The organism is Lactococcus garvieae subsp. garvieae (assembly GCF_029024465.1).
GTDB classification, from domain to species: domain Bacteria; phylum Bacillota; class Bacilli; order Lactobacillales; family Streptococcaceae; genus Lactococcus; species Lactococcus garvieae.
Genome location: NZ_CP118950.1, coordinates 1,612,798 through 1,638,684 on the forward strand (window position 1 = coordinate 1,612,798; position 25,887 = coordinate 1,638,684).

Here is a 25,887-nt window from a genome sequence, read left to right on the forward strand (position 1 = left end):
TTCTCCGTTATTAAGTCGTTTTAGTCAAAAAGGTTTGAGAACATGTTGCGCATACGATCCACAACACCTTCTTTTTCTTCTTCAGGTTCAGCTGCTGGTTGAGCAACTGGACGAGTTGGAGCTTCTGTTTGGTAGAAGTTATTTTCTTCATAATCCATTGTATCTGTTGCTGGAAGAACAGGTTCTTCATATTGTGCAACAGGGGCAACATATGTGCTATCAGAAGCAATGGCTTGTGATACAAGTCGATCAATATCTGTGCGCTCACCAACGTAGTTGACAACACTGATTACTTGAGCGAAGGCTGGATTACGTAAGCCCATTTCGCTTGGTACGAAAAGACGCGCGTTCATGCCAATAACTTTTGTTGCAAGATTCACTGTGCCAGGCATTGCCGCAGCTCCACCAAGCACCACAATACCACCAGGGTAGTCCAATGAACGTGTGTTTTCCAAATCAGATTTCACACGGCTAAAAATTTGTGTTAAACGTGCTTCAATAATTTGGGAAAGGTAATATTCTGTGATTTCTTCTGGGTCTGTTTGTCCAACAACGTCAACCGGGAAGTATTCTTCTTGACTGGCGCGTTCTGTACTTGCTTCACCATAATTCAGTTTCAAATCTTCTGCTTCACTCAATGAAGTATTGAGCACAGTAGAGATGTCACGTGTCACATAATCGCCACCTTCTGGGCTTGTATGTGCAAACTTCAATTGTTGATCACGAACAGCTGACACTGTTGTTTGGCCTGCACCAAGATCAATCATTACTGTACCAAACTCACGTTCTCCTTCTGAAAGAACATAGTGACTCATGGCCAGCGGAGCAATCACGAGATTGTCCACAATCAAGCCCGCACGTTCCACAACTTTACGAATGTTATGGACTAATGTTTTTGGACCAGTGTAAATGATACCACGCATACCTAAACGTACACCAAACATCCCACGTGGGTCAGAAATCCCAGTGAAATCATCAACTGTAAACTCAGTTGTCTCTACAGAAATAATTTCACGTTCAGGCACCACACCGCGCATCAATGCATTTTGTACAGTTTGCATGACATCATCTTCTGTAATTTCTTTTGAAGTCCCGATAATTGGAACCATGCCTTGGCAATTTTCCATTTCGAGTTGGTTGGCAGGAATGCTGACATTAATTTTGTCAATCGTAATCCCCGCACGTTCTTCAGCAGCATTAACAGCTTTGCGTAAAGCTGTTGCCACCTTTTCAATATCTACAATAATTCCGTTTTTTAGACCGTCAGATTTCGCATTTCCAACGCCAATTATATTCATTTCGTCTGAGACGTACTCCGCAACCAACACTTTAATAGTATTTGTACCGATGTCAACGCCCGTATAAAGTCCACTTTTTAGCATAAAAGCGACCCCTTTCCTCACATATCACAATTCATATTTTCAATTTATCGAGTTTACACTCACTCTATATTTTAACACAAAATCACAGTAAAACAAGAGTTCAACTGTGATTTTTTATATTAATTTCTATTTTTTTTAGCAATTGAAAAAATTGCTAAAGTTCCAGAACCTGTATGAGTGACAATCGTTGGACTCAGAGGACGGATGTCAACCGTGTCAACATGGTGTGCCAAGAAGGTGTCTTTTACTTCTTGAGCAACTGTTTCACTCCCTGAATAAGCCACAATTACACGTGAATAATCTGGATCCATCTCTTCAAGCGTCATGTCAACTAAACTTTTTATTGCTTTTTTCTTCCCACGCACTTTGGTCAGTTGTGTCAACTTGCCTTCTGCATCTACAGTAAGGAGGGGTTTAATGTTGGCCATCGTCCCAACCATAGCAACAGCTTTTGGAATACGTCCTCCGCGTGCAAGGTGATTCAAGTCGTCAACCATAAAAAGGCTCTTGAGGCGTAAAATAAGAGCTTCAAAAATAGGCAACGCTTCTGTCAAGCTCTTTCCTGATGCTCGTAGATTTACCATTTCTTGGACCAAGAAACCTTCTCCCGAAGCTGCACCCAACGTATCCACTACCGTAATTTTAGCTTTTGGATATTCTTCTAAGACCATTTCCCGGGCGATAAGGGCAGATTGATAAGTTCCTGATAATCCTGATGAAAAGGCCAAGTATACTATTTCTTCTTCTGGATTTTGGCTTATAAATTTTTTGAATAACTCGGAAAACTGCCCCGAGTTAATTTGTGAGGTCTGAACAGTTTTACCTGCTTTAATTTCTCGGAGAAGGTGTTCATTGCTCAGGCTATTTTCACCAATAGTTGGATAGGTTTGCTCGCCAATAGTGACCGTCATTCCTAATACAGTTATATCATGCTTTTGCAAATAATCTTCACTCAAATCCGCTGTTGAATCGGTAACAATGCGAAAAGTCATCTTTTTCCCCTTACATCTTATTTCTAAAAATTTCGTACATCAAAATGCTGGCAGCAACGCTTGCATTCAAGCTTTGAACATGACCAACCATCGGAATAGTGATCATTTCGTCCACTTGTTTCTTAAGATTTTGCCCAATACCTTTTCCTTCATTCCCAATCACCAAGGCAACTTTCCCCGAGGTATTCCATTTAGAATAAGTTGTACCATCCATGTCTGTTCCAAAAGTCCAAAAACCAGCTTCTTTTAATTTATCTAACGTTTGAGAAAGGTTAGTGACACGTACGACAGGCACGTGTTGCAAAGCACCTGTACTTGCTTTTACTGCGGTTGGAGTGATGCCTACCGCACGGTGTTTCGGAATAACAATTGCATCTACTCCTGTTGCATCTGCTGTTCGTGCAATTGAGCCTAAATTGTGAGGATCCGTCAGCTCATCCAAAATTAAAATTGTTGCAGTTTCTTTATCCGCAACTTGTGCTAAAATTGTTGCCAATTCTGCATAAGCAAATTCTGCAACACGTGCAACAAAACCTTGGTGTACTCCGTTTTCTGATATTTTATTTAATTCAGTTTTTGGTGTCCAAGAGATGTTTACTTTTTTTTCACGCGCAAGTTCCTTGATTTTCTCAACGTTCTTACCACGTAATTTTTCCTCGACATAGAGTTTATTGACTACCCCTGCATTGAGTGACTCTGTTACAGCATGTAAGCCGTATATGATATCCGTATTTTCCATAATATTATTATAGCAAAAAAGATGCCCATATGGGACATCTTCTCTTCTTTTAAGCCAAAGCTCCCATGGGATCCCAAGGTAAGAGGATCTGAGGTTCAGCATTGTAGGCCGCAAGCTCTTCTGGAGTGAGCAAATCTTTACGGACTACGATTTGGTAGGTATATTCATCCATCCAAGCATCAGAGGCCACAAAATAGCCTTCCTTACCAACATCTTTCCCCCAAGAATTTTCCACTTTCCATTTTGTAGGTGCTCCATTTTCATCCAAATCTACACCTGTCAAAACCATAGCATGTGTCATCAAAGATTCAGCATAATCTAAGCGTGAGGCTTTATCCTGTGTAAACTGAATATCAAGTGCTGTCTCAAAATTATAGGCATCAAGAGTCAGCAAGCCATCCTTACGATTTGAGACTTGCCCAACATCACACCCAAACCACACTGTTTCACCTGCTTGCATTTGTGCAATTGCGAGTTTTTTGAAACGATCCATGTCAAGGTTCAAGTGTTTAACATCACGAGCTCCAACCACATTTCCTAGAAATTCAACCGTGTAGGATTTGTTGTAAGGTTTATCTTCTGTTGGTGCATTAATGACTGAAACATAGTCATCAAGTTTGATGTCCACATATTGAGCATAAAATTCTTGAGCTGTGCCTGAGAATTTTTCTAATGTGTTTTCTTTGTCACGGAATGCATAATCAAAATGTTGCGGAGGAAGTCCAAGAGTTGCAGCTAAAAAGTTAAAAATTTCTTGTAACAAGTTTTCTTTAAGAGCTTGTACATCTTCGCCCTTTGCCAGTGCTTCTCTCAATAATTGCGCATCTTGGCGCAACAATTTATCCAAGTACTGGTTGAGTTCACGTGAATTAGAAGATGCTGCTGATTCAGGATAAATATCTTTAGGAACGACACCATATTTTTCAAAAAGTGCAACAACCATATCCCATTGTCCACCATCTTGTTGTGGAGTTTGGAGTAAAAATTTCAAGCGACGATCGTCCATGTCCACATGGTTAATGATTTGTTCCATAAACCAATTTGACTTTTCGTATTTGTCCCAAAAGAAAGTGTAAGCCTGTGACAGTTCAAAGTTTTCTAACTTAAATTGCCCAATCATTTTATGACGGAAAGTATTCAGGGCAGCAAACATCCAACAACGCCCTGATTGCTTTTGATTCGTTACTTTGTCCTTGGTAAGGTCAATTGAAAACTCTGGAATATTGTTGGCATGTGAGCTACGTACTTCCAAGGCATTAAGAAGACCATTTTTCGTCGCTGCGTTTTCAACAGCACGAAATTTAGGGTTTTCCGCAAAGTTGTCATAAAGTTTTTGTGTGAAATCTTGAGTAATAGTCATTTCATTCTTCTCCACTTCCATGTATTGATTTTATTATTATAACTTTTTCTAGTGAAAAAGTCAGCTAATTATCGTTTATTCCATATTGTTCAGAAAATTCATTAATGTTTGGGCAGATTTGCGTCCTGCTTCAATAATAAATTCATCGAATTTCACATTTGCATCGTGGCTTGCTGTATCCGACATCGCACGAATAATGACAAAAGGTTTTTTCAAGGCTGTTGCTGCTTGGGCAATAGAAGCCCCTTCCATTTCAACGGCCAAAACCTCTGGAAAGTGTTTTTTAATTTCAGCAATGCGACCATCGCTAGAAATAAAACTGTCCGAGCTTGTAATCAAACCAACTACAGGGTTCTCAATCGCTTTTTTAAGCTCTGAGACGAAATATTTACTGCTCTCAAAATAAAGCGGTTGTTGCGCCATTTGCCCAAAAGCATAGCCAAAGGCTGTAACATCTACATCATGATAAGCCAATCTGTCCGCAACAACAACATCACCTATTTTTAATTCGTGATTGACCGCACCAGCTGAACCGGTATTGATAATCCCGTCAACGGAAAAAACTTCAACCAACAAAGTAACTGCCATTGCAGACATCACTTTACCTATTCCTGATTGGACAAGTACAACTTCGTGACGGCCTATTGATCCTGTATGAAAGACATAACCGTGGCGTGTAATCTTACTTGCATGGTCAAGATTTTCTACAAGAGTACGTAGTTCTTCTTCCATTGCACAAATAATTCCTAATTTCATTTTTTTATTCTCCTTTTTCTTTCATTGTGGTAAGTACATTATATAGTATAAAAGATTAAAATAAAACCCCACATCTCTGTGAGGTATAAATATCATTTAGAAGTAATACCAGAAAAACAAAATTCCTATCCCAATTACAACAAGAGAAGTAATCAGGAGCCATTTGTTGACACGACTGCTTCGTTTTTTCTGCTTGGCATTTTCAATGCGACGACTTTTATAAACCGCATTTTTAGATAAATCACGTTCAAGCTTATCGTACTTCTCTGAAATTTCTCGATCTTGCTCTAATTCTTCTTTGAGACTTCTCTCCAAACGTCTTCTTTTTCGCTCTGCATCCTCAATGATATCATCTGTCAAAAGTGGTTTAGGCATCTAAATCTCCTTGTGCTTTCAGATTTTTCAGTTCCCAGTACCAAACAGCCACGATTGTCTTAGCATCACAAATTTGCCCTTCTTCAATCATTGTCTTAGCTTCCGGAAGTGTCACTTCAATCATTTCAAGAAATTCTCCTTCGTCTTTAGGACGAGGGTTTTCGACCTTCGTGAGTCCAATAGGGAAATAAAGATATGTTTTTTCAGAAGAAAAACCCGGTGTACCATAAAAGCTCGTAATTTCAACAAGTTGTTCAGCTGTGTAGCCCGTTTCTTCTTCTAATTCACGTAAAGCAGCAGCTTTAGGATCATCCAACTCATCAGCTTCAAGTTTCCCCGCAGGCACTTCATAAATAAATTTTTCAAAAGCTTTACGATATTGTCCTACCAATACAAGCTTGTCTCCACTTATTGGTGCCACAGCAACACCACCATTATGAAAAACTAACTCTCTCGTTGCCATTGTATCATCCGGTAAGCTTACTAAGTCTTTTACCACTCGAAAAATTTGTCCGTGAAAAATTTGCTCACGAGACAAAGTGGGTTCTTCAAACTTTTTCTCGTCAAATTCTCGCATGTTTATCTCCGTTATCTTTATTTTCTTATGTCTTACTCACCACGAAAATGTGGCAAGCGGCGTGCAGCACCTGACTTTTCAACTTGACGTGAACGTCCAATTGCGATACTTTCTGGTGCCACATCCTTAGTAATGGTTGAGCCGGCAGCAGTCAAGGCGTTTTTACCCACACGAAGGGGTGCAACTAATGTTGAATTGGAACCAATAAAGGCAAAATCATCAATTTCTGTATTGTATTTGTTTTGACCATCATAATTTACAGTAATTGTTCCAGCACCAAAGTTTACTTTTTCACCAACTGTTGCGTTACCGATGTAAGTAAGGTGTCCGGCTTTTGTTCCTTTACCGAGTGTTGATCCCTTGATTTCCACAAAGTTACCCACATGAACTTTTTCGCTGAGAACTGTTCCTGGACGCAAGTGAGCATAGGGACCAACATTACTCATGATGTTCATTTTACTGCTTTCAATCCATGAAGAACGAATTTCACAATGAGAGTGAATTTCTGAATCCTCAATGCGGCTGCCACTTGTAATCAAGGTTTTTTTACCAATAACGGTATTCCCCATAATTTGCACATTTGGTTCAATGATCGTTTCTTCACCGATTTCGATATCTGCATCAATATAAGTTGTTTCCGGATCAATAAGCGTTACACCATTGACCATATGTTGATGGTTGATGCGACGGCGCATAATTTTTTCTGCTTGTGCTAACGCCACGCGATCGTTTACACCAAGACTTTCATCGAAATCTTCTAAAATATGAGCGGTAACTGTTTTTCCTTGCTTTTTGAAAATTTCGATAACATCTGTTAAGTAGTACTCGCCTTGTGCGTTGTCTGTTGTGAGATTTTCAAGTGCTGAGAACAAGGCCTTGTTATCAAAGATATAAGTACCTGTATTGATTTCTTGGATCGCTTGTTCTTCTGCAGAAGCATCTTTTTGCTCCACAATTTTTTCCACACAGTCCTCAGCATCACGGATGATACGACCATAGCCTGTGGGATTGGGTGCAAGAGCTGTTAAAATAGTTGCGGTCGCTTTTTGTGCGACATGATACTCAAATAATTGTTCTAAAGTTTCGCCTGTAATTAAAGGGGTATCTCCCGCAATAACCAATGTTGCGCCTTCTTCATTTTCAAGCAAATCTGAGGCAATACGCACGGCATGACCGGTTCCTAATTGCTCATCTTGTTTCACAAAGTTTGTTCCTTTAGGAAGAGTTTCAATGACTTTATCTGCTTCATGTCCAACAATCACGATGCGTTTTTCCATATCCACTTGATTCACACTTTGTAAAACGTGACCGAGCATTGTTTTGCCCGCCACCTTGTGAAGAACTTTTGGTAAAGACGATTTCATGCGCGTCCCTTTTCCAGCCGCGAGTATAATTGCATATTTTTCCATTTTATATGGCCTCCAAAACTTGTTAAATTTCTAATAGAATATACATCGATTATATCACATTCTAAGAGTATTTCTAATTATTGTCTTTGTTTCTATAAATATGCTAAAATATATGCTAAAATGAAGGAAGTTCTACTATAAAGAAAATGGAGATAAAATGAAAACAATTGGTTTTATAGGTGTCGGTAAGATGGCATCTGCTATCATTACTGGATTGGATAAGTCGAAAGCCCGCGTGCTTATTTCGGGACGTGATTTGAGAAAGACACAGGAACAAGCTGATAAATTAGGCGTGTTTGCGAGTCACTCACATGGTGAGCTCGTTGAACAGTCTGATCTTATCGTTATGGCTGTTAAACCTCAAATTTTGCCTGACATTATGGAAGAGATTTCCCCTCTGTTTACGAAAGATAAAACCCTTATTTCTATCGCAGCCGGTTTCGATTTAGAAGCCTTATCAGACATGTCTAAAACATATGACTTCCCTATCATTCGCGTAATGCCAAACATTAACGCACAAATTCAAAAATCAACTTCTGCAATTGTACGTAACGAATACGTAAGTTCTGATATCTACCAGTTGACTCAAGAAATTTTCTCTTCAATCGGTACTGTTCATGAAGTTGCCGAAAAAGATTTTTCTACTTTTACAGCGATTGCTGGTTCTAGTCCTGCATATATCTATATGTTTGTTGATGCTTTGAGCCGCGCTGGTGTTCTTCATGGCATTCCTAAAGATCAAGCGACAAAAATCGTTGCAGAAACCGTTGCGGCCTCTGCTCAAATGATTTTGGAATCAGGTGAAGGCCCTTGGACCTTGGTGGATAAAGTCTCAAGTCCTGGTGGGACCACTGTTGCTGGTGTTGTTTCTTTAGAACAAAATCATTTTGTAGCTACAGTGATCGATGCCATCACTGCAACGATCGAAAAAGAAAACACATTAAACTAAAACCGCTTTTGTTACCCAATAAGCTTGTAAAAAGTCTAAAAATAGTGTAAGATAAGTAGGTAGTTTTTTACAACTCATTCTTGGTTTTGCGCTTTGCCTGCGCTCTACTCGGTATGAGCACTAAATAAAAAGGAGAAAAACTCATGGCAATCTCAAAAGAAAAAAAACAAGAACTCATCAAACAATACGCACGTACTGAAGGCGATACTGGTTCACCTGAAGTTCAAATCGCTGTTTTGACTTGGGAAATCAACCACCTTAACGATCACATCAAATCACACAAAAAAGACCACGCTACTTACCGTGGATTGATGAAAAAAATCGGTCACCGTCGTAATCTTCTTGCTTACCTTCGTGAAAAAGATGTTCAACGTTACCGTGAACTTATCGCTTCACTTGGTCTCCGTCGTTAAGACTCAGAAAAAACTGTCTGTAGACAGTTTTTTTATTTTACTCTATAAAAAAACTTCCAGAGTATCTGGAAGTTTTTTTGTCTTAAGACGACTGCTCCGTTGTACTATTCGTATTTCCATTGTTGGAAGAAGAATCTTTTTCTTGGTTTGAAGAGTCCTTACCTTGTTCTGGTGAAGTCGCTGGTGTTGTTTCTGGAGTCGTCGCCGGTGTTGTTTCCGGAGTGGTTTCAGTTGTTGTTTCTGGCGTTTGATTGCCACCGGTATTACCATTGCTAGCTTTAGCCACTGTCAAAGTAATTTTTGTATTTGAAGGATTAAATTCTTTTCCTGATTCAGGACTGGTTTGCGTTACGTAGTAACCATCGAGGTTAGAACTTGAAACCTTGCTCGCCGTGCTGGCATCAACAAATGTTATATTTGATGTCGGTACGCCAAGACTTTCCAGCTGATTGAGGTAACTGATTGCTGATGTTGAGCTTAACCCACCTGAAGTAAGGGCAAGTGCAGGCATAATTACTGTCTCCCCTTCAGATACATCAAATGTGATTTGATCGTTACCTGTCGGATCGAAAAACTCTCCTTTAGCTGGCGTTTGTTTCACAATAGTGCCAGAATCTTCAGAGCTTGTCACGTAGTTTACCTTAATTTGGCTCTTACTGATATTTTTATTCAAAACAAGCTCGTCAACAACGTCTTCATATTTTTGACCCACATAGTCGTCCATCTTGAAGCCAGTTGCACCTTGTGAAACATAGATATCTACTTTGCTATTTTTTCGAACATTTGAACCAGATTCAGGATTTGTACGTGTTACTTTATCTTTTTCAACTGTTGTACTTAATTCGGGAATAATATTTCCTACAGCAAGATTTTTCTCTTTCAGTTTACTTTCTGCTTCTGCCTGTGTCATATTTGTCACATCAGGAACCGAAACATTTTGAGGCGTTGTAATCATCCAAGCTGTAACACCTCCTGCGATAAGCACAAGAGCAAGAATAATCCAAGCAATCAAGCGTTTATGTGATTTTTTCTTTTTCTGCTCAGAATCTGCTTGTGCCTTATCTTCAGTAGCTTTATCTTTCGCTTCATCCTTTTGCTCAGATTGAGAATGATCAATGAGCGGTTTTGTATCATAAGGATTGATTAACTTACTAGGCAAAGCTTTAGTAGCATCTAAATCCTTATCAAAGGTAAGCTTCGGCTCTCCTTTACGATCCAAACTGGTAGCTGTAGCAAGATCCGTCATCATCTCTTCAACATTTGCATAGCGATTGTTGATATCTTTAGCTGTTGCTTTGATGACGACATTTTCCAATGCTTGAGGGACATTTTTATTGATGTTGATAATGCTTGGAACATTTTCTTGGAAATGTTTCAAGGCAATGGCTACTGCAGAATCCCCATCAAACGGGATCTGTCCTGTCAACAACTCAAATAAGATAATACCAATGGCATAAATATCGGACTGGAGTGTTGCATTTGCACCACGCGCTTGTTCTGGCGATAAGTAGTGCACACTACCAAACATCGTGTTGGTTTGTGTTAAACTCGTTTCTGTCAAAGCCTTGGCAATGCCGAAGTCCGTCACTTTCACGTTACCACTTTGCGAGAGTAGCACGTTTTGCGGTTTCAAATCCCGGTGAATAATGCCGTGGTTATGTGCACACTCCATAGCCGAAAGTATTTCTGAAGTAATGTTCACTGCTTCGTCATTTGACAAAGGGGCGTGTTCATTGATGTATTGTTTTAAAGTCATGCCATCAACATATTCCATAACGATATATTGTTGATTTTCAGACTCTCCTACATCAGAAATACTCACGATATTAGGGTGAGAAAGTTCTGCCATTGCGAATGCTTCTCTTTGAAAACGAGCAATGGCAATATTGTCATTTTCAAAATTAGAACGCAAAACTTTAATAGCGACTTGACGATTATCAAGATAAGTATCCTCACCTTGATAAACATTGGCCATACCCCCACGACCAACTTCTTTAATGATTTTATAGCGATCTGCAAAGATTTTTCCGATTTGAATCATCAGTCAACCTCCACATCTTCGTTTACCACCGCAGACTCTTCGTCAATTTTCACCAAGATTACTGTGATATTGTCATGACCACCTGCTTCATTTGCAAGGCCTACAAGTATTTCCGTTTTCTCTTCAATACTAGCATCAGAATAAACAACTTCTAAAATTTCCTCAGAAGAAATCATATTGGTCAAACCATCAGAATTCATCAGCAGATAATCCCCTGGCTGAACGTCAACAGCTTGTAAGTCAGCTTGTACTTCGGCCGACTGACCAAGAGAACGTGTGATGATATTTTTGTTAGGGTGTATTTCAGCTTCTTCTTCAGTAATTTGACCTGCATCAACAAGTTCTTGAACTAAAGAGTGGTCTGTTGTAATTTTTTGCAACTGACCATCACGAATGAGATAGGTACGACTGTCCCCAACGTGGGCTGAAATGACTTGTCCTTCTTGCATCACTAAAGCTTCAAGCGTTGTTCCCATCCCTTGATATTCATCAAGTTTACCTAAATCTGCAATATTTTCACTTTCATTACGGATTTGGTTGCGAAGCCATGTTTCCATTGTCGCAACAGGTGTGCCCTCATCAAAAAATGATTCAGACCACAATTTTCCCAAATCCTCTACGGTTAATTTACTCGCGACATTGCCTGCTTTATGACCGCCCATACCATCTGCTAAAAGAAAAAGACGATAACCTGCGCGGTTAACATAAGTGCCTGCAAAGTCTTGGTTGGCAGTACGTTTCATACCAATGTCTGATAAAATACTATATTCCACTTTTGCTCCTTATAAAAGAATTAAAGTTTTCTGAATTTCGCAATAAAGAAACCATCTGTATGGTACATTTCCGGTGTAATGAAAATACAACCGTCTGTGACAACATCCTCTTTTTCGTGCGAAATTTCAACCTGTTCAAATTCTGGATGAGACTCAAGGAACTTATTCACCACCTCGAAGTTTTCTTCATCAAAAATTGTGCAGGTACTGTAGACCATTATACCATTTTTCTTTAGCTTTTTCGAAGCACTATCTAAAATTTTCAGTTGAATTTCCTGTAAATTAAGAAAATCAGAGCTTTCTTTACGATAGCGGATATCAGGTTTACGACGAATCAAACCAATCCCCGAGCAAGGTGCATCCACCAAGATGCGGTCAAAGTCCTCTTCATCCGCAAAACGTTCTGCTAATTGTGTTGCATCAGCTTTGACTGTCGTAATTTTTTCCCACACGCCTTGACGTTCCGCATTATCTTCAATGAGCTTTAGTTTGTGATCGTATAAATCACAGGCTGTAACATGTCCTGTATCAAGATATTGAGCGATATGCGTTGTTTTTCCGCCTGGGGCAGCACAAGCATCAAGGACACGTTCACTCCCCGTTAAATCAAGCTGTGGTGCTACCAACTGACTCGTCTCATCCTGAATGGTAATTTTCCCTTCAATAAATGCTTGGCTATGTGCAAAATTACCATGGTCTGCTACACGGCCAACTGGCGAGAGTTCTGAAGGAACTGTGTCAGGAACTGTGACTTGTGGATCAATTATTCTGAGACTGGCTTTGCTTGGTGTTTCTAAGCTCTCTAAAATCATCCCTGTACGTTTTCCACCAAACTGACGTACCATTTTATCCAAAAGAAGTTTCGGCATAGAGTATTTGATTTCCCAAGTTTTTGGCTCTTCATTTCGGCGTTCTGAGCGCATAAAATTACGCAAAACAGCATTAATAAAGTTTCCTGCTTGCTGTCCATCCTTACGTTTAGCTATCTTCACAGCTTCATCAACGGCAGCTGAAGTTGGTACTTTATCCATAAAAAGGATTTGATATATGGTCATTATCAAAAGCATCTTAGCCCAAGGTTTCGGTTGTTTTTTAAAGAAGGGCTCTAGATACCACTCCAAAAGTTTTTCCTTGGACACGACACCATAAACCAAAGCCGTTACAAAATTACGGTCTAAGTCCGAAAGCTGCACCTCACGTAAGGTTCTGTCTAAGGCGATATTCGCATACGCATCATTCCCAAAAATATCATTAAGCACATCGAGTGCGACTTGTCTTGCATTACTTGCCAAATTGATCACCTATATTTACTTTCTGTCCTAAGCCATTGAGGAAACTAACAATATCCATTTTAGGCTTTCCAGCGGGTTGTACTTCCAGAAGTTCTAAAGCCCCCGAGCCTGTCGCCACTACAAGCGATTTTTTTGTTTTATCAATAATCTCGCCAGCTTGACCGTTTTTTTCTGTGTCAATTGGACGACTATCGTAGATTTTGAAACGTCCTTCATTCCAGGTGGTATGTGCCACGGGGAAAGGATTCATTCCGCGAATCTGATTAAAGATTTGACGGTTACTTTTCGTCCAATCAATTTTTTCTTCTTCAGGGCTAATGTTTGGAGAAAAGGTTGCTTGGGTCTCGTCTTGTGCTTCTGGCTTGATTTCTCCTGCAACATAGAGAGGGAGAGTTTCAAGAAGAAGGTCACGACCGACAACAGCTAATTTTTCAAACATTGTACCTACATTATCTTCTTCTAAAATCGGAGTCGAAGCTTTTGCGACCATATCGCCTGCATCCATTTTTCTAACCATCTCCATAATGGTTACACCTGCTTCTTTCTCGCCATTCATAATTGCATAATGAATAGGTGCGCCACCACGATATTTAGGCAATAAAGACGCGTGGACATTTACCGCAAAAGCCATTGCATCAAGCAATTTCCCTGGCAAAAATTGTCCAAAAGCCGCTGTCACAATACCTGCACCTCGTGCGCCAAAAGCTAACAATTCTTCCATTTCAGGTGAACCAGATAATTTCTCTGGTTGTAAAATTTTCAAGTCAGCTTTCAATGCCAACTCTTTGACAGGTGTTTGCCGAAGTTCTTGCTTACGCCCTACCTTGCGATCCGGTTGCGTTACCACAGCTAAAATATCATAACGTTGGCTATCAATTAATCCTTGCAAAACCGTTTGAGAAAACTGAGGTGTTCCCATAAATATGATTTTCGTTTTTGTCATAGTATTCTTTTAACACGTCATCTAAACCTTTTTCTTAATACTTCAAGTTTATGATCATTCCCTTGAACAGGTTCCCCGTGTTCTTCATCCTCCTCTTTTATTTTTCATAAAAAATTTTTTCTTATCCTATAAAAAATGTGTGCCTCTTATTATAACATTTTCTTACCCCCTATTCCTTTTCATACCCTTGATGATAGCCCTTAAACTCAAGGAATCTTTTATTTGCGATAAAAAAGAAAAAAGAGAGAAAATTAACTTCTCTCTTTTTGTTATCTGTTCGCACCGAAATGAATTAAAAAATAAATAAGAACTATATATATTTTCCGGTATAAGGTATCGCTTGAGCTTCCATAAAATCATATGTTTCTACTTGCTCAGCTGAGGTAAAGAAGGCAGTATTTCGCTCAGTGAGCATAATATTTCCTGGGCCATTTTCTTCAAAACGTACCAAGAAAGTCGGTTTGCCCTTCGCTATCGCATAGCCTAATTCCCATGCTGTACCTGAATCAGTATCCTGTCCATCATAGTCTAAGATGGCAACAATCACATCGGCAGCCTCGACTTCTTTAACATCGTTTTCCATCGTAGCTTTTGCCCACACAGGTGTAAATGGCTCAACCTCTTCTGCTAATCCTTCTGGACGTTGACACCGCATCGGACTAAAATAAGAGGCAACAGTCTCATTATTTGCAAGTGCTGTTTCTAATTTCTCCACTTTTTGAATCTGACTATCGCTAAAAAAGGGTGCTGCAAGGTATACTTTTACTGCCTGTTCAAATTGCTTGTTCATAATTTAAATCTCCTAATAATTCCATTGCTTGTTCGGTTGTTTCAACAAGATGGACGGCTTCTAACACTTCTAAAGACAACATTTCTTCTTTGGTTTGTTGCTGAATCATATCAAATAAAGGAAGATAAAAGTCTTTATCAATGAAAATAACAGGGCGTATTTCTGTTTGCCCAATGCTCATCTCCGTCAAGAGTTGAAAAACTTCCTCCATGGTCCCAAAGCCCCCAGGCAAAATAATAAATGCGTCACCTAGATCAATCAACTTACGTTTACGTTCATCCATATTTTTGGCCAAATAAAGTTCTGTGGCGTTTTGGCGAGGTGGCTCTAAAGGTAAAGCCCCATCCGGGTAAACAGCAATAACTTGCCCTTTATGCTCTAGCACCGCATCTGATACAGCACCCATACACCCTTCTTGGGAACCTCCATAAACTAAGGTATGGCCACAGCGCGTTATTGCTTCTCCAAGTTTCTTACTGCGTAATAAATGGGTTGGATTTTTCCCATCACGAGCCGATAAGAAAACAGTCAAATTCATTTGCTGTTCTCCTCTTCAATTTCTGCGAGTTTATCTTTAATTTGTTCAAGGACAAACAGTTTTGCCTCTTCATCCTCAACAAAATCATACTTGTCGCCGTCAATTTGAATTTTAGGACAAATATCAAAATCTTCAAACCATTTTTCGTAACGCTTGTTTAACTCTTGATAATAGCCATACAACGAACTGTCGTATTCCAATTGTTCAAATTCGCGCCCTCTTTTTTGAATACGTTCCAGCATTTTTTCAAAAGACACACTTACATGAATCAATAAATCAGGACGCTTTTTAAAAGTTAGCGTATTGATTTCTTCTAACATGTTTTCCAGTAAGGCATCATAAACCTCTACTTCAATATCTGTTGCTCGTCCCAAATCTGCATTCAGGTGAAAAAGCAAACTGTCCTCATAAATTGAACGGTCAAGTACGTTATTGTTATGCGTAAGTGCTCTTTTAATGGAATCAAATCTCTTATTTAAAAAATAGATTTGCAACAAGAAGGCATATTTCTGTGGATCTTGATAGAAAAGAGGCAAAACCTCATTATCATCTACGCTTTCATAGAACGCCTCTGTTCCCAGCTCTTCTGCTAACATCTCTGTAAGTGAACTCTTGCCAGCTCCAATTGTTCCAGCTAATACTAACACTGCCATTTTTTCCTTCCTAACTTTTTGTATTCTTACTTCCAGAATACTATTTTGAAAAGGTCCATTGAGCTCATGAACACACTTTTTTTGTTTTAAATCGCCTCAGCCCACAAACACAACATGTAGTGGAAAAAGACATTTTTAATTATAACACAACACAACATATAGTGCTTGCTTTAAAAATGTAAGCAATGAAAACCTCAGGAAACTCAGACAATTTTCCATAAAAAAAATGACAAATAGTTTGTCATTTTTATACAAAACTTTGTGGTTCACTATCAATGAGAACTCTAACCTCTTTATTTTCACGTTTTTGTGTTAAATCAAGGACCTGATTCAAGACTTCTTCCAGTTGTTCCTCAAAGCGATACTTCACCAGTATCTGATAATGATAAAGATTATGTGTTCGCGCAATAGGTTTAGGCGTTGGTCCTAATATTTTAGCCTTCTCTGATAAACTTGCCTTAATGATGCTTGCTATCTCATAAGCTTTTTTTGCAACTGTATCCTCATCCTTATGACTCACTAAGATCTGAACCGTAAAATAATAAGGCGGGTAAGACAGCTGTTGACGGTAATACATTTCTTGACGATAGAAGGCTTCGTAATCTTGGTCAGCCACAAGTTTAACCGCATAATGTCCAGGATTAAATGTCTGGATGATAACTTCACCTTTTTTATCCGCACGTCCTGCACGTCCTGCCACTTGCATGAGTAACTGGAAGCTGCGCTCACTTGCCCGAAAATCTGGGAGATTTAAGCCAGTGTCCGCATTAATCACACCGACCAGAGTCACATTAGGAAAATCCAGCCCCTTCGCAATCATTTGTGTGCCTAAAAGCACATCTGCCTCGTGACGCCCAAATTTCTTTAAAATTTTCTCATGTGCATTCTTTGTTTTTGTTGTATCCACATCCATACGTAAAATACGGATTTCTGGCAGAAGTTTTTCTAATTCTTCTTGGACCTTCTGCGTACCTGAACCATAATAACGTATTTTTCGACTTTGACAGCTCGGACAAACGTGTGGAATGCCTTCTTGATGGCCACAATAATGACAATTTAAAGTTTTCGTATCCATATGAAGGGTTAAAGAAATATCACAGTTTGGACATTCAACGACAAAGCCGCACTCTCTACACATCACAAAAGAACTATAGCCACGACGGTTAAGCATTAAGATCACTTGTTCATTTCGCTCAATTTTTTCACGTATTTTTTGAAGTAAAATCTCTGAAAAATTGGCCGACTTGTCACTTAGGTTATTACGCATATCTACGATTTGAACTTCAGGCAGGAAAGCTTTATCGTTGGCCCGATGGGTAAGGGTCAACAAATGATAAACATTTCGCTGCGCACGTGCTCGACTTTCGAGACTGGGGGTCGCTGAACCGAGAACTAACCGTGCCTGATGATATTTTGCACGTAATAAGGCAATATCTCTGGCATGGTAACGCGGACTTGAATCTTGCTTGTAGCTTGTTTCATGCTCCTCGTCAATGATAATAACTCCAATATTTTCCAAAGGTGCGAAAATAGCTGAACGTGCCCCTACAACAACCTGTGCTCGCCCTTCCTTTATCTTACGCCATTCGTCATACTTTTCACCGTCTGAAAGTCCCGAATGCATGATTGCAACTTTTTCCCCAAAGCGCGCAATAAAACGATTAGACATTTGTGGGGTTAGGGAAATCTCAGGAACCAGCATAATTGCCGTTTGTCCCTTTTCCAAAAAATGTTCTATAACCTGTAAATAAATCTCTGTTTTTCCTGAACCTGTAATTCCCTCAAGTAAAAAGGGCTTGTCTGCAGAAGAAACAATGGCATCAAAGGCAAGCTGCTGCTCATGATTTAAAACTTTCGCTTTATCAGGTACAACGGCTTCAAAAACAGCTGCTGTTCTTGAAAGCTCTTTTTCAGTCACTTCAACAAGTTCATTTTCTATAAAATACTTGATGATAGCCGAAGAAAATGGCAAGTCTTTTTGACGCACACTTGCTTCTTGGTTTAAAAGATAATCTTTCAATTCAGCTCTTTTTTTGGCCGCTTTGCCAATCTCAAAGGTGGCCAATTTGGCATTAGCCTTTAAATACTTTTCTGTTTTCTTATTTTCTTTTGACTTTGCAGAGTAACTAACGGCTAACTTTCCTGACTTGACCTCTTTTAATGCTTGGACTTTTTGACTTTCACTCAACGTGCTCCATTTGGTTTGAATACCTTCTTGATTCGTCAGAATCTTATCATAGCTTGAATTCAATAAATTAGGCAACATCGCTTTCAGGCAAGAAATTTTGTAAGAAAATACAGTATGGCGCATGTCATCGGCCAAACGGAGTTGTTCCTTTGTCAAGACAGGTTCTAAGTCGAGCAGCTCAGCTATTTCTTTGAGTGCCTCTTCTTCCTGATCTACTCTTTCAATAACAATTCCCTGAACCAACCGATTGCCTTTACCAAAGGGAACATGGACGCGCATTCCTGGCTCAATCATCTCTTGCAATTCTGTAGGAATCGCATAAGAGAATGGTTTATCTGTCTGCATCAGAGGAACATCTACAATAATTCGTGCTGTTTTTTTGAACATTTTTCTCCTCTGCTTACTTTTTCTGTCTCTAAATAGAATAGTTTAATTATAGCAAAAAGAGATGACCGAATGTCAACTCTGAATTGAGGAAAAATAAAAACTTCCAAAGATTTCGTATATAAACCTTTGAAAGTTTGGACCATTTTATTCAGCAGCAGCTGCCGCAGCTTTAGCTGCACGGTTTCCTTTTTGTTTTGCTTCTTCTTCGGCTTCTTCTTTCGCGATTTGTTCACGGATAAGTTTTTCAGCCATTTTTTGTTGGAGACGTTCTAATTCACGTTTTTCTTTCAATGTTTCACGTTTAGCATCTGGAGAAGGGTGAATCGTTACCGTTCCTGCCGCAATTTCTTCCAAGGCTTGTAATGTACGTTTAACAGATTTGAATTCCATTGTAGGACGTTCGCCATCACGTAGTTCATGGGCACGTTTTGCTTCCAAAACCACGAGTGAATATTTTGAATCCACGTGTTGTAGTAATTTGTCAATTGAAGGTTCTAACATCATATCAGTTTCCTCTTTTCTTTTCTGTACGCTGTGGCATTGGACTTTAGGCACCAATGGGTTCTTCTTATTTGAAGCAACCTAAGCGTCTTTCAGCTAAAAACTCAAGCCTCTTGTTTTTAATTCTTACCGTCTTCGTCTAACTTCTCAATCATATGTGCATAACGTTCCATCACACGATCGACACGATAATGTTCTGCCTCAATAATCTTGATGACACGTTCTGCAGCAAGTTCAACCTTATCGTTGACAACAGCATAGTCGTATTCACTCATCAAGCGAATTTCTTCTTTAGCTTTCATCATCCGGTTATTGATAACTTCTGCGCTATCAGTACCACGGCCAACAAGTCGACCACGTAGCTCCTCCAAATCTGGAGGCGTCAAGAAGACAAATACGCCATCTGGTACTTTCTCCTTAACTTGTAAGGCCCCTTGCACTTCGATTTCAAGAAATACATCCTTACCTTCATCCAAAGTTTGATTGACATAAGTTAAAGGTGTGCCGTAGTAGTTGCCGACATATTCAGCATACTCTAACATTTCACCTTTACGTATCATTTCTTCAAACTCTTCACGTGTACGGAAATAATAATCTTTTCCATCTATTTCACCAGGGCGTTGTGCACGTGTTGTCATTGATACAGAGTAATCAAAGTTATTTTCATTTTCAAAAATTTTCGCACGGACAGTACCTTTTCCTACTCCCGAAGGACCAGAAAAGACAATTAATAAACCACGTTCGGGCATCTTTTTAACCTCACTTATTGTTTACAATATATTCTAGCAAAGTTGAGCTTGTATATCCACTTCGCGTAACATAAAGTAACTTTAATTAATTTAATTGTAACATAATTTGATCGTTTATTCTTCTTTAAAATAAAAAAAAAGCACTCCTAGAGTACTTTTTATTTTGCATAGTCAATAGCTCGTGTTTCACGAATAACTGTAACTTTAATGTTCCCTGGATAATCCATCTCGTCTTCAATACGATTTTTCACATCTCGTGCAAGTATTACGATTTGATCATCTGTAAGCTTTTCTGGTTTAACCATGACACGAACTTCGCGTCCTGCCTGTAATGCAAAGGCACTTTCAACACCATCAAAACTTGTTGAGATATTTTCCAAATCACGCAGTCGTTTAATATAATTTTCAATCGATTCACGACGTGCTCCGGGACGCGCTGCACTTAAAGCATCAGCTGCAGCAACCAAAGTAGCAATATTACTGTTTGGTTCTGTATCTCCATGGTGACTTGCAATAGTATTAATAACGATTGGATTTTCCTTGTACTTACGTGCAAGTTCTGTACCAATCTCGACGTGACTACCTTCAACTTCATGATCCAGTGCTTTACCAATATCATGTAAGAAGCCGGCACGTTTAGCGAGAGTCACATTTTCGCCCATTTCACCCGCAAGATTTCCGGCAACATTTGCCACCTCAACTGAATGGTCAAGCACATTTTGTCCATAAGAAGTTCGGAAATGCAGGCGACCCATGATTTTCATTAAGTCTGGATGAAGGTTGTGAGCCCCAACTTCAAAGGCAGCTTGTTCGCCATATTCGCGCATCTTGTGATCCAATGCTTTGCGATTTTTCTCAACAAGTTCCTCGATACGTGCAGGGTGAATACGACCATCTTGAACCAATTGTTCCAAGGTCATTCGTGCAATCTCACGTCTAATCGGATCAAAGCCAGATAATACAACAGCTTCTGGAGTATCATCAATAATAACATCAATACCCGTCAAGGCTTCAAAGGTACGGATATTACGGCCCTCACGTCCGATGATCCGTCCCTTCATACCATCATCTGGTAAAGTCACTACTGATACTGTTTGTTCAGCAACCGAATCGCTAGAGACACGTTGGATTGCAAGTGAAACAATGTTTTTCGCACGTTTATCAGCTTCAGCATGTGCTTTTTCTTCGCTTGAACGAATAAGCTGTGCCATTTCTTTTGTTAAACCATCACGGGTTTCACTAAGAATGATTTCTTTCGCTTCCTCTTTTGTTAAAGCAGCGATACGTTCTAATTCTTCTTGTTTCTTTTCTTCAATTTCTAAAAGTTCTTGCTCACGTTTATTGAGTGTATCAGTTTTTTTAGAGAGCGCTTCCTCTTTAGAGTCTAAGCTACGTTCTTTGTTTGTAAGTTTATCATCCTTACGGTCTAGAACTTCTTCACGTTGTTTTAGGCGTTGTTCAGTTTCTTTTAACTCCTTACGATCTTGCTTAAATTCATCTTCGATTTCACGGCGTTGCTTTTGTTCTTCTTCACGAAGATTAAAGCGCGCTTCTTTCTTGAATGCTTCTGCTTCGTCCCTCAGGATCTCCGCTTCTTTTCTTACAAGAGCAGCATCACGCTGTGCATTTGCCGTTATCTCATTTGCCTTGTTTTCTGCCTGCATAAAAAGACTCTCAGCATCTTGCTTGTTTTTCTTAATATTTTGGGCATAAAAAATAAAGGCAATAACCAATACAATCAATAAGACAAGCAGAACGAGTGATATGACGTTCATTTGTCTCCTTTTATTCATACCTGCCCTATCGCGGTTCAATAGGGCAGATAGCTTGATTATAATTCATGTGTGTTTGCAGAGAAACACTCCCTATATTTTACCATTTTTTAGGATATGTTTCAATTAAGTATTTTACCGCTTTCAACTTTTTAACATTTTGATTTTAAAAGCATGATATTCTGCAGCGTGAGAGATCAATGATGATTATGAGTAAAATCAGTAAAGCTACAGCGTAAAGGCATCCTTTATAGAGTTTTGATGACATAAAAAAACTGTGCATAATACACAGTTTTGTTTCTTAAAGTAATTCTTTAAGTGTTTCAACCTTGTCTAAACGTTCCCATGGAAGATCCACATCTGTACGACCGAAATGACCATAAGCGGCTGTTTGTCCATAAATTGGGCGGAGCAAATCGAGCATTTCGATGATACCAGCCGGACGCAAATCAAAGTTTTCACGGATAGCTGCCAATAAGATGTCATCAGAAACTTTTCCAGTACCAAAGGTTTCGATATTAACAGAGGTTGGTGTAGCTACACCAATCGCATAAGACAATTGGACCTGAGCTTTATCAGCCAAACCGGCAGCCACAATATTTTTGGCCACATAGCGTGCGGCGTATGAAGCTGAACGGTCAACTTTTGTAGCATCTTTACCTGAGAAAGCACCACCGCCATGAGGGGCGTACCCGCCATAAGTGTCTACGATTATTTTACGACCAGTCAACCCAGAATCCCCTTGAGGGCCACCAATAACAAATCGGCCCGTTGGATTAATAAAGTATTTTGTTTCATCATCAAGAAGGTTTGCAGGAATAACTTCCTTAATTACTTTTTCAATAACATCTTGGCGAATTTCTTCGTTGGTAGCTTCAGCTGCGTGTTGTGTTGAAATAACCACTGTATCTACACGCTTGACTTGACCTGCTTCATCATATTCTACTGTAACTTGTGATTTTGCATCTGGACGAAGGTAGCTAATCGCACCTGACTTACGTAAATCGGCTAATTTCTTCACCAGCTTATGGCTAAGTGAAATCGCAAGTGGCATGTATTCTTCTGTTTCGTTGGTTGCATAACCAAACATCATCCCTTGGTCACCAGCACCGATAAGGTCAAGTGGGTCAATGATTTTTCCATCTTTACCACGAACTTCTTCTGCTTCGTTTACCCCTTGGGCAATATCTGGTGATTGCTCTACAAGTGAAACATGAACACCGACTGATTTGTAGTCAAATCCATTTTCACTGTCTGTATAGCCAATATTTTTGATTGTCTCACGAACCACTCCAGCGATATCAACATAAGCTGATGTTGATATTTCCCCAAATACGTTGACTGTACCTGTGTAAACTACTGTTTCACAGGCTACGTGTGCGTCTGGGTCTTGTGCCACGATGGCATCTAGGATTGCATCCGAGATTTGGTCAGCAACCTTATCTGGATGTCCCTCTGAAACTGATTCTGATGTGAATAGACGTTTTTCTGACATTCTTTATTTCCCCTACTTCTTAAGTATTTTTCGGTTACAGGCTTAATGGTAGTGATTTCTCACTTGGAGAGTGCTCTCCCGCCATCGGAAATTGTAACTCTTTTATTTTAGCACAAAAAGAGAATTTTTGATATACTTTGCCTAAATGAAAAATCCTTTAGATAAAAAAATTATTTTAGATGCTAATCCTTGGTTAAACGACGTTAAAATTCTTGATGAATCCATCTCAACACAGTTGGATGCCAAAACTGATGGTCAAGCCAATACTTTATATATGTCTGAAAAACAAACAGGTATTTATGGCCGTTTTGGGCGGGAATACTATGCAAGTCCTGAAGGAGGTATCTATATGACACTCCTCTTAAAGCCTGGCGGAGCCTTGGGGGCTCTGCCTAATTACACACTACTTGCAGCTGCAGCTGTCGTTTCAGCAATTGAAACACTCACCACAAAGAAAGTAGATATTAAATGGGTCAACGATATTTACCTCAATCATAAAAAAATTGTGGGGATTCTCGCAGAGGCCCAAGTCCAACCAGACACGAGTTTGCAGGTCGCCTTAGGCATCGGAATAAATTTTCATATTTCAAAATTTCCTGAAGCAATCGCTCACAAAGCCGGATCATTATTTACAGAAACTCCCACAATAACACGCTCTGAGCTTGTTGCTAAAATCTGGTCAGAATTCCATCGTCTCTCTAAGCGGAACTTTTTTGAAATTTATAAATCTCATTCCTTCGTTCTCGGGAAGACCGTGGAATTTGAGGAAAATAAAGTCTTATATAAAGGTACCGCAGTAGATTTAACGCCCTCTGGTCAGCTTGTTGTTCACCTTGAAGATGGTCAGACAAAAATCCTCTCGAGTGGTGAAATCTCACTAAAAAAATGGACGTGATGGACGTCCATTTTTATTTTTTTCATTTATATTATTAGGAGTTTAGGAAATTCGGAATTATTATATTTTAAAAATCTGACCAATCATCTTTTTTTTCATCTTCAACTGGCTCAGCCTCTTTCATCTTACGGCCAGATGAGTGAGATGAAGATTTGCTTTGCCAACGGTCCGCATAGCTTGACCAGTTTTCTTCATTTGTTCTGCGGTAGTTTTGTCTCCCAGCATTACTTCCAGCACTTGGAATAATCCAACTGGCAATAAAGTATACAGGAATGAGGCTTCCCCAACTTCCGAAAGCTAAGAGGACATACAAGATACGTACAAAAGTAATGATGTCAGGGCTCCAACCAAAGTATTCACAGATACCTGCAATCGTACCCGTCAACATTCGATTGTTTGATGATTTTGTTAATTGTTTTTGAGACATTTTCTTTCCTTTCTAGAAGCTGTCCTTCGAATGATTAATGAGGGCTAGGTATTAGCCAGCTCGCTACGATATATACAAGTGCAAGTGTTCCAAAACTTCCTAAAGCGAAGAACACATACAAAATACGCATGAGTGTAATTATATCACGACTTAAGCCAAAATACTCGCCTACGCCTGCTATGGTCCCCGTAAACATACGGTTACTTGATGATTTTGTAAGTTGTCTTTGAGACATATGTTTTCCTTTCTAAAAAGTTTGGAAGGATTTCTGCTTAGTCAATATCTTTAAGCCAGATTGTTCCTGATTTTGTTTCGAGTTCAAAGGTTAAAGTATCTGGGCCAGTACGAACGACTGCCGCACCGTTACGACTCGCTTCAAAAGGATTATCCAAATTCAAGCGTGTTTTATAGCCACCAAATACTGTCCGTACATGTCCAACGAGGCCGAGATATTCTGGTACAGAAAGTTTCACATCGCCATTGACATTTTTCACCATTAATTTTCTTGGTGTATCTTGGTTTTGTGTCAAGAGAATATTCCCATTGACCAAATTGACATCTCCATCTTCAAAGGCTGATGTAACTCGGATGTTCCCGTTGACTGAATTTAGCTTCAAAACATTTGTTGAACCATCTAAAACTTTAATTTCACCATTTTTAATAGTTACGTTAATATCTTTATTGGTTGTTTCCACAAGTTCAACTTCACCATTGACTTGATCAATTTCCAAGTTATCCACTGCGATTTTTTCTACTTTGATATCCCCATGTGCAAACTTGAAATCAAAAGTTTCGTACACTTTTTCAGGCAAGTAAAGTTCCAAATTCACAGCTGTACGCAAGCTATCAGATGTCGTAATCTCTAAAACACCGTCGCTAACTTCGAGTTTTGTTTTTTCAGCCAGATATTCATCAATTTTTTCTTGGTCTACTGCACCGTAAATTCTGTATTCAGCTTTTACATGAGCATTTTCCCCAGGATAAACGGAAATTTTACCAGCCTTAATGTCTAAATTAACGGAATGAAAGTCACCTTCAATATCTTTTTCCACAGTTTTTACTGTCGATTTTACTTTTGGAAAACCTTTAGAGAAGTCGATATTATCATCGATTGCTTTCGAAGCATCTTTGAACACCACTTTTCCTTTTGTTACGATTTGGTCCATGATACCTTTGAAGGAGTCCATAAAGTCAACCTCGTGGTTAACAAATCCTTCTGTATCTGTGTAGTTAAATTTTTCTTTATTTTCGCTGTGGCCTTCTTCAGCCATAGGATTTGATTTGTCAAGCAACTCTAATGCTTCGTCTTCAGTGATGATCCCCCGACGCATCAAGTCCATAATTCTATCTTTTTTATTCATTGTTGTTCCTCCTGTTATAGAACTGAGATCTGTCAATCTCTATATTTACATTATCCCATACTTTATTGTGGATAATCTCAGTCTTTGGACTGATTTTTTTCTTTAACTTTTTTCAAAAGGACAAAAAAAG

The 25,887-nt window shown here is 39.3% G+C and carries 26 protein-coding genes; 3 read left to right on the forward strand and 23 right to left on the reverse strand.

Annotation, left to right across the window (positions count from 1 at the left end; all coding sequences use genetic code 11):
* Window positions 1-20: 20 nt before the first annotated feature.
* The 8 genes from ftsA to glmU all read right to left on the reverse strand — a co-directional run bounded on the left by ftsA (window position 21) and on the right by glmU (window position 7,590).
* A complete protein-coding gene (gene ftsA, locus PYW30_RS08085; protein ID WP_023889782.1) occupies window positions 21-1,382 on the reverse strand; it encodes a cell division protein FtsA in 1,362 nt (453 codons plus the stop codon).
* A gap of 119 nt (window positions 1,383-1,501) precedes the next feature.
* A complete protein-coding gene (locus PYW30_RS08090) occupies window positions 1,502-2,374 on the reverse strand; it encodes a DegV family protein (RefSeq protein ID WP_042219064.1) in 873 nt (290 codons plus the stop codon).
* Window positions 2,375-2,384: 10 nt separating this feature from the next.
* On the reverse strand, window positions 2,385-3,113 hold the full coding sequence (gene rlmB, locus PYW30_RS08095; RefSeq protein ID WP_003133457.1) for a 23S rRNA (guanosine(2251)-2'-O)-methyltransferase RlmB: 729 nt from the start codon (window positions 3,111-3,113) through the stop codon (window positions 2,385-2,387).
* A 49-nt stretch (window positions 3,114-3,162) separates the two neighbouring features.
* Window positions 3,163-4,473: an aminopeptidase C gene (pepC, locus tag PYW30_RS08100; RefSeq protein ID WP_042219066.1), complete on the reverse strand. Its 1,311-nt coding sequence runs from the start codon at window positions 4,471-4,473 to the stop codon at window positions 3,163-3,165.
* 75 nt (window positions 4,474-4,548) lie between these two features.
* A complete protein-coding gene (locus tag PYW30_RS08105; protein WP_003133455.1) occupies window positions 4,549-5,229 on the reverse strand; it encodes a 5'-methylthioadenosine/adenosylhomocysteine nucleosidase in 681 nt (226 codons plus the stop codon).
* Window positions 5,230-5,325: 96 nt separating this feature from the next.
* Complete coding sequence (macP, locus tag PYW30_RS08110) at window positions 5,326-5,604, reverse strand: cell wall synthase accessory phosphoprotein MacP (RefSeq protein WP_003133453.1); 279 nt, start codon at window positions 5,602-5,604, stop codon at window positions 5,326-5,328.
* Window positions 5,597-6,181, reverse strand: coding sequence for an NUDIX hydrolase (locus PYW30_RS08115; protein WP_042219068.1), 585 nt, complete (start codon window positions 6,179-6,181; stop codon window positions 5,597-5,599). The genes macP and PYW30_RS08115 overlap by 8 nt, the downstream gene beginning before the upstream one ends.
* Before the next feature lie 32 nt (window positions 6,182-6,213).
* Window positions 6,214-7,590, reverse strand: coding sequence for a bifunctional UDP-N-acetylglucosamine diphosphorylase/glucosamine-1-phosphate N-acetyltransferase GlmU (glmU, locus tag PYW30_RS08120; RefSeq protein WP_042219070.1), 1,377 nt, complete (start codon window positions 7,588-7,590; stop codon window positions 6,214-6,216).
* A 157-nt stretch (window positions 7,591-7,747) separates the two neighbouring features.
* Here glmU and proC point away from each other — a divergent pair, with 157 nt between their 5' ends.
* Together proC and rpsO are read left to right on the forward strand one after the other, a co-directional pair.
* The gene (gene proC, locus PYW30_RS08125) at window positions 7,748-8,539 is read left to right on the forward strand and encodes a pyrroline-5-carboxylate reductase (RefSeq protein ID WP_003133449.1); all 792 of its coding nucleotides are present in this window, start codon (window positions 7,748-7,750) and stop codon (window positions 8,537-8,539) included.
* A gap of 143 nt (window positions 8,540-8,682) precedes the next feature.
* Window positions 8,683-8,952: a 30S ribosomal protein S15 gene (gene rpsO, locus PYW30_RS08130; protein ID WP_003133448.1), complete on the forward strand. Its 270-nt coding sequence runs from the start codon at window positions 8,683-8,685 to the stop codon at window positions 8,950-8,952.
* 82 nt (window positions 8,953-9,034) lie between these two features.
* On the opposite strand, the gene pknB is transcribed toward rpsO, so the two are convergent.
* From pknB to metK, 12 genes are all read right to left on the reverse strand, one after another.
* Window positions 9,035-10,993 carry a Stk1 family PASTA domain-containing Ser/Thr kinase gene (gene pknB, locus PYW30_RS08135; RefSeq protein ID WP_023889766.1) on the reverse strand — a complete coding sequence of 653 codons (1,959 nt, stop codon included), beginning with the start codon at window positions 10,991-10,993 and terminating at the stop codon, window positions 9,035-9,037.
* On the reverse strand, window positions 10,993-11,766 hold the full coding sequence (locus tag PYW30_RS08140) for a Stp1/IreP family PP2C-type Ser/Thr phosphatase (RefSeq protein ID WP_023889765.1): 774 nt from the start codon (window positions 11,764-11,766) through the stop codon (window positions 10,993-10,995). The genes pknB and PYW30_RS08140 overlap by 1 nt, the downstream gene beginning before the upstream one ends.
* A 20-nt stretch (window positions 11,767-11,786) precedes the next feature.
* Window positions 11,787-13,058, reverse strand: a complete 1,272-nt coding sequence (gene rsmB / locus PYW30_RS08145) for a 16S rRNA (cytosine(967)-C(5))-methyltransferase RsmB (RefSeq protein ID WP_023889764.1) — start codon at window positions 13,056-13,058, stop codon at window positions 11,787-11,789.
* Window positions 13,048-14,001 (reverse strand): methionyl-tRNA formyltransferase, encoded by a 954-nt coding sequence (gene fmt / locus PYW30_RS08150; RefSeq protein ID WP_042219072.1) that lies wholly within the window; start codon window positions 13,999-14,001, stop codon window positions 13,048-13,050. The genes rsmB and fmt overlap by 11 nt, the downstream gene beginning before the upstream one ends.
* A gap of 310 nt (window positions 14,002-14,311) precedes the next feature.
* A complete protein-coding gene (locus PYW30_RS08155; protein ID WP_023889762.1) occupies window positions 14,312-14,791 on the reverse strand; it encodes a nucleoside 2-deoxyribosyltransferase in 480 nt (159 codons plus the stop codon).
* Window positions 14,775-15,329: an LOG family protein gene (locus tag PYW30_RS08160; RefSeq protein WP_014025335.1), complete on the reverse strand. Its 555-nt coding sequence runs from the start codon at window positions 15,327-15,329 to the stop codon at window positions 14,775-14,777. The genes PYW30_RS08155 and PYW30_RS08160 overlap by 17 nt, the downstream gene beginning before the upstream one ends.
* Window positions 15,326-15,982: a deoxynucleoside kinase gene (locus PYW30_RS08165; protein WP_042219076.1), complete on the reverse strand. Its 657-nt coding sequence runs from the start codon at window positions 15,980-15,982 to the stop codon at window positions 15,326-15,328. Before PYW30_RS08165 ends, PYW30_RS08160 begins: the two co-directional genes overlap by 4 nt.
* 247 nt (window positions 15,983-16,229) lie before the next feature.
* Entirely contained in the window at window positions 16,230-18,557 is a 2,328-nt protein-coding gene (locus PYW30_RS08170; RefSeq protein WP_042219078.1) for a primosomal protein N', read from the reverse strand.
* A gap of 144 nt (window positions 18,558-18,701) precedes the next feature.
* Window positions 18,702-19,061, reverse strand: a complete 360-nt coding sequence (gene rpoZ, locus PYW30_RS08175) for a DNA-directed RNA polymerase subunit omega (RefSeq protein ID WP_003133436.1) — start codon at window positions 19,059-19,061, stop codon at window positions 18,702-18,704.
* A gap of 116 nt (window positions 19,062-19,177) precedes the next feature.
* Window positions 19,178-19,807 carry a guanylate kinase gene (gene gmk / locus PYW30_RS08180; protein ID WP_003133435.1) on the reverse strand — a complete coding sequence of 210 codons (630 nt, stop codon included), beginning with the start codon at window positions 19,805-19,807 and terminating at the stop codon, window positions 19,178-19,180.
* Between the two features lie 158 nt (window positions 19,808-19,965).
* Complete coding sequence (gene rny / locus PYW30_RS08185) at window positions 19,966-21,582, reverse strand: ribonuclease Y (protein ID WP_003133434.1); 1,617 nt, start codon at window positions 21,580-21,582, stop codon at window positions 19,966-19,968.
* Window positions 21,583-21,880: 298 nt separating this feature from the next.
* Complete coding sequence (metK, locus tag PYW30_RS08190) at window positions 21,881-23,074, reverse strand: methionine adenosyltransferase (protein WP_003133433.1); 1,194 nt, start codon at window positions 23,072-23,074, stop codon at window positions 21,881-21,883.
* 145 nt (window positions 23,075-23,219) lie between these two features.
* On the opposite strand from metK, the gene PYW30_RS08195 reads away from it, so the two are divergent.
* Complete coding sequence (locus PYW30_RS08195) at window positions 23,220-23,969, forward strand: biotin--[acetyl-CoA-carboxylase] ligase (RefSeq protein ID WP_042219081.1); 750 nt, start codon at window positions 23,220-23,222, stop codon at window positions 23,967-23,969.
* 67 nt (window positions 23,970-24,036) lie between these two features.
* Here PYW30_RS08195 and PYW30_RS08200 read toward each other — a convergent pair whose 3' ends face one another.
* Genes PYW30_RS08200 through PYW30_RS08210 form a run of 3 tightly spaced genes read right to left on the reverse strand, consistent with a single transcriptional unit; the run spans window position 24,037 to window position 25,757 of the window.
* Window positions 24,037-24,396, reverse strand: a complete 360-nt coding sequence (locus PYW30_RS08200; protein WP_003133431.1) for a PspC domain-containing protein — start codon at window positions 24,394-24,396, stop codon at window positions 24,037-24,039.
* 34 nt (window positions 24,397-24,430) lie between these two features.
* Window positions 24,431-24,631 (reverse strand): PspC domain-containing protein, encoded by a 201-nt coding sequence (locus PYW30_RS08205; RefSeq protein WP_016171039.1) that lies wholly within the window; start codon window positions 24,629-24,631, stop codon window positions 24,431-24,433.
* A gap of 37 nt (window positions 24,632-24,668) precedes the next feature.
* The gene (locus tag PYW30_RS08210; protein ID WP_003133430.1) at window positions 24,669-25,757 is read right to left on the reverse strand and encodes a DUF4097 family beta strand repeat-containing protein; all 1,089 of its coding nucleotides are present in this window, start codon (window positions 25,755-25,757) and stop codon (window positions 24,669-24,671) included.
* Window positions 25,758-25,887: the final 130 nt, after the last annotated feature.

Coding starts and splice junctions, on each gene's coding strand:
- fmt (WP_042219072.1), bottom strand. CDS start 14,001: ATGACAAAAACGAAAATCATATTTATGGGAACACCTCAGTTTTCTCAA.
- PYW30_RS08205 (WP_016171039.1), bottom strand. CDS start 24,631: ATGTCTCAAAGACAACTTACAAAATCATCAAGTAACCGTATGTTTACG.
- macP (WP_003133453.1), bottom strand. CDS start 5,604: ATGCCTAAACCACTTTTGACAGATGATATCATTGAGGATGCAGAGCGA.
- PYW30_RS08155 (WP_023889762.1), bottom strand. CDS start 14,791: ATGAACAAGCAATTTGAACAGGCAGTAAAAGTATACCTTGCAGCACCC.
- PYW30_RS08105 (WP_003133455.1), bottom strand. CDS start 5,229: ATGAAATTAGGAATTATTTGTGCAATGGAAGAAGAACTACGTACTCTT.
- glmU (WP_042219070.1), bottom strand. CDS start 7,590: ATGGAAAAATATGCAATTATACTCGCGGCTGGAAAAGGGACGCGCATG.
- gmk (WP_003133435.1), bottom strand. CDS start 19,807: ATGCCCGAACGTGGTTTATTAATTGTCTTTTCTGGTCCTTCGGGAGTA.
- PYW30_RS08090 (WP_042219064.1), bottom strand. CDS start 2,374: ATGACTTTTCGCATTGTTACCGATTCAACAGCGGATTTGAGTGAAGAT.
- pepC (WP_042219066.1), bottom strand. CDS start 4,473: ATGACTATTACTCAAGATTTCACACAAAAACTTTATGACAACTTTGCG.
- PYW30_RS08200 (WP_003133431.1), bottom strand. CDS start 24,396: ATGTCTCAAAAACAATTAACAAAATCATCAAACAATCGAATGTTGACG.
- rpoZ (WP_003133436.1), bottom strand. CDS start 19,061: ATGATGTTAGAACCTTCAATTGACAAATTACTACAACACGTGGATTCA.
- PYW30_RS08210 (WP_003133430.1), bottom strand. CDS start 25,757: ATGAATAAAAAAGATAGAATTATGGACTTGATGCGTCGGGGGATCATC.
- metK (WP_003133433.1), bottom strand. CDS start 23,074: ATGTCAGAAAAACGTCTATTCACATCAGAATCAGTTTCAGAGGGACAT.
- rny (WP_003133434.1), bottom strand. CDS start 21,582: ATGAACGTCATATCACTCGTTCTGCTTGTCTTATTGATTGTATTGGTT.
- PYW30_RS08165 (WP_042219076.1), bottom strand. CDS start 15,982: ATGGCAGTGTTAGTATTAGCTGGAACAATTGGAGCTGGCAAGAGTTCA.
- PYW30_RS08115 (WP_042219068.1), bottom strand. CDS start 6,181: ATGCGAGAATTTGACGAGAAAAAGTTTGAAGAACCCACTTTGTCTCGT.
- rpsO (WP_003133448.1), top strand. CDS start 8,683: ATGGCAATCTCAAAAGAAAAAAAACAAGAACTCATCAAACAATACGCA.
- pknB (WP_023889766.1), bottom strand. CDS start 10,993: ATGATTCAAATCGGAAAAATCTTTGCAGATCGCTATAAAATCATTAAA.
- PYW30_RS08170 (WP_042219078.1), bottom strand. CDS start 18,557: ATGTTCAAAAAAACAGCACGAATTATTGTAGATGTTCCTCTGATGCAG.
- PYW30_RS08195 (WP_042219081.1), top strand. CDS start 23,220: ATGAAAAATCCTTTAGATAAAAAAATTATTTTAGATGCTAATCCTTGG.
- ftsA (WP_023889782.1), bottom strand. CDS start 1,382: ATGCTAAAAAGTGGACTTTATACGGGCGTTGACATCGGTACAAATACT.
- PYW30_RS08160 (WP_014025335.1), bottom strand. CDS start 15,329: ATGAATTTGACTGTTTTCTTATCGGCTCGTGATGGGAAAAATCCAACC.
- proC (WP_003133449.1), top strand. CDS start 7,748: ATGAAAACAATTGGTTTTATAGGTGTCGGTAAGATGGCATCTGCTATC.
- rlmB (WP_003133457.1), bottom strand. CDS start 3,113: ATGGAAAATACGGATATCATATACGGCTTACATGCTGTAACAGAGTCA.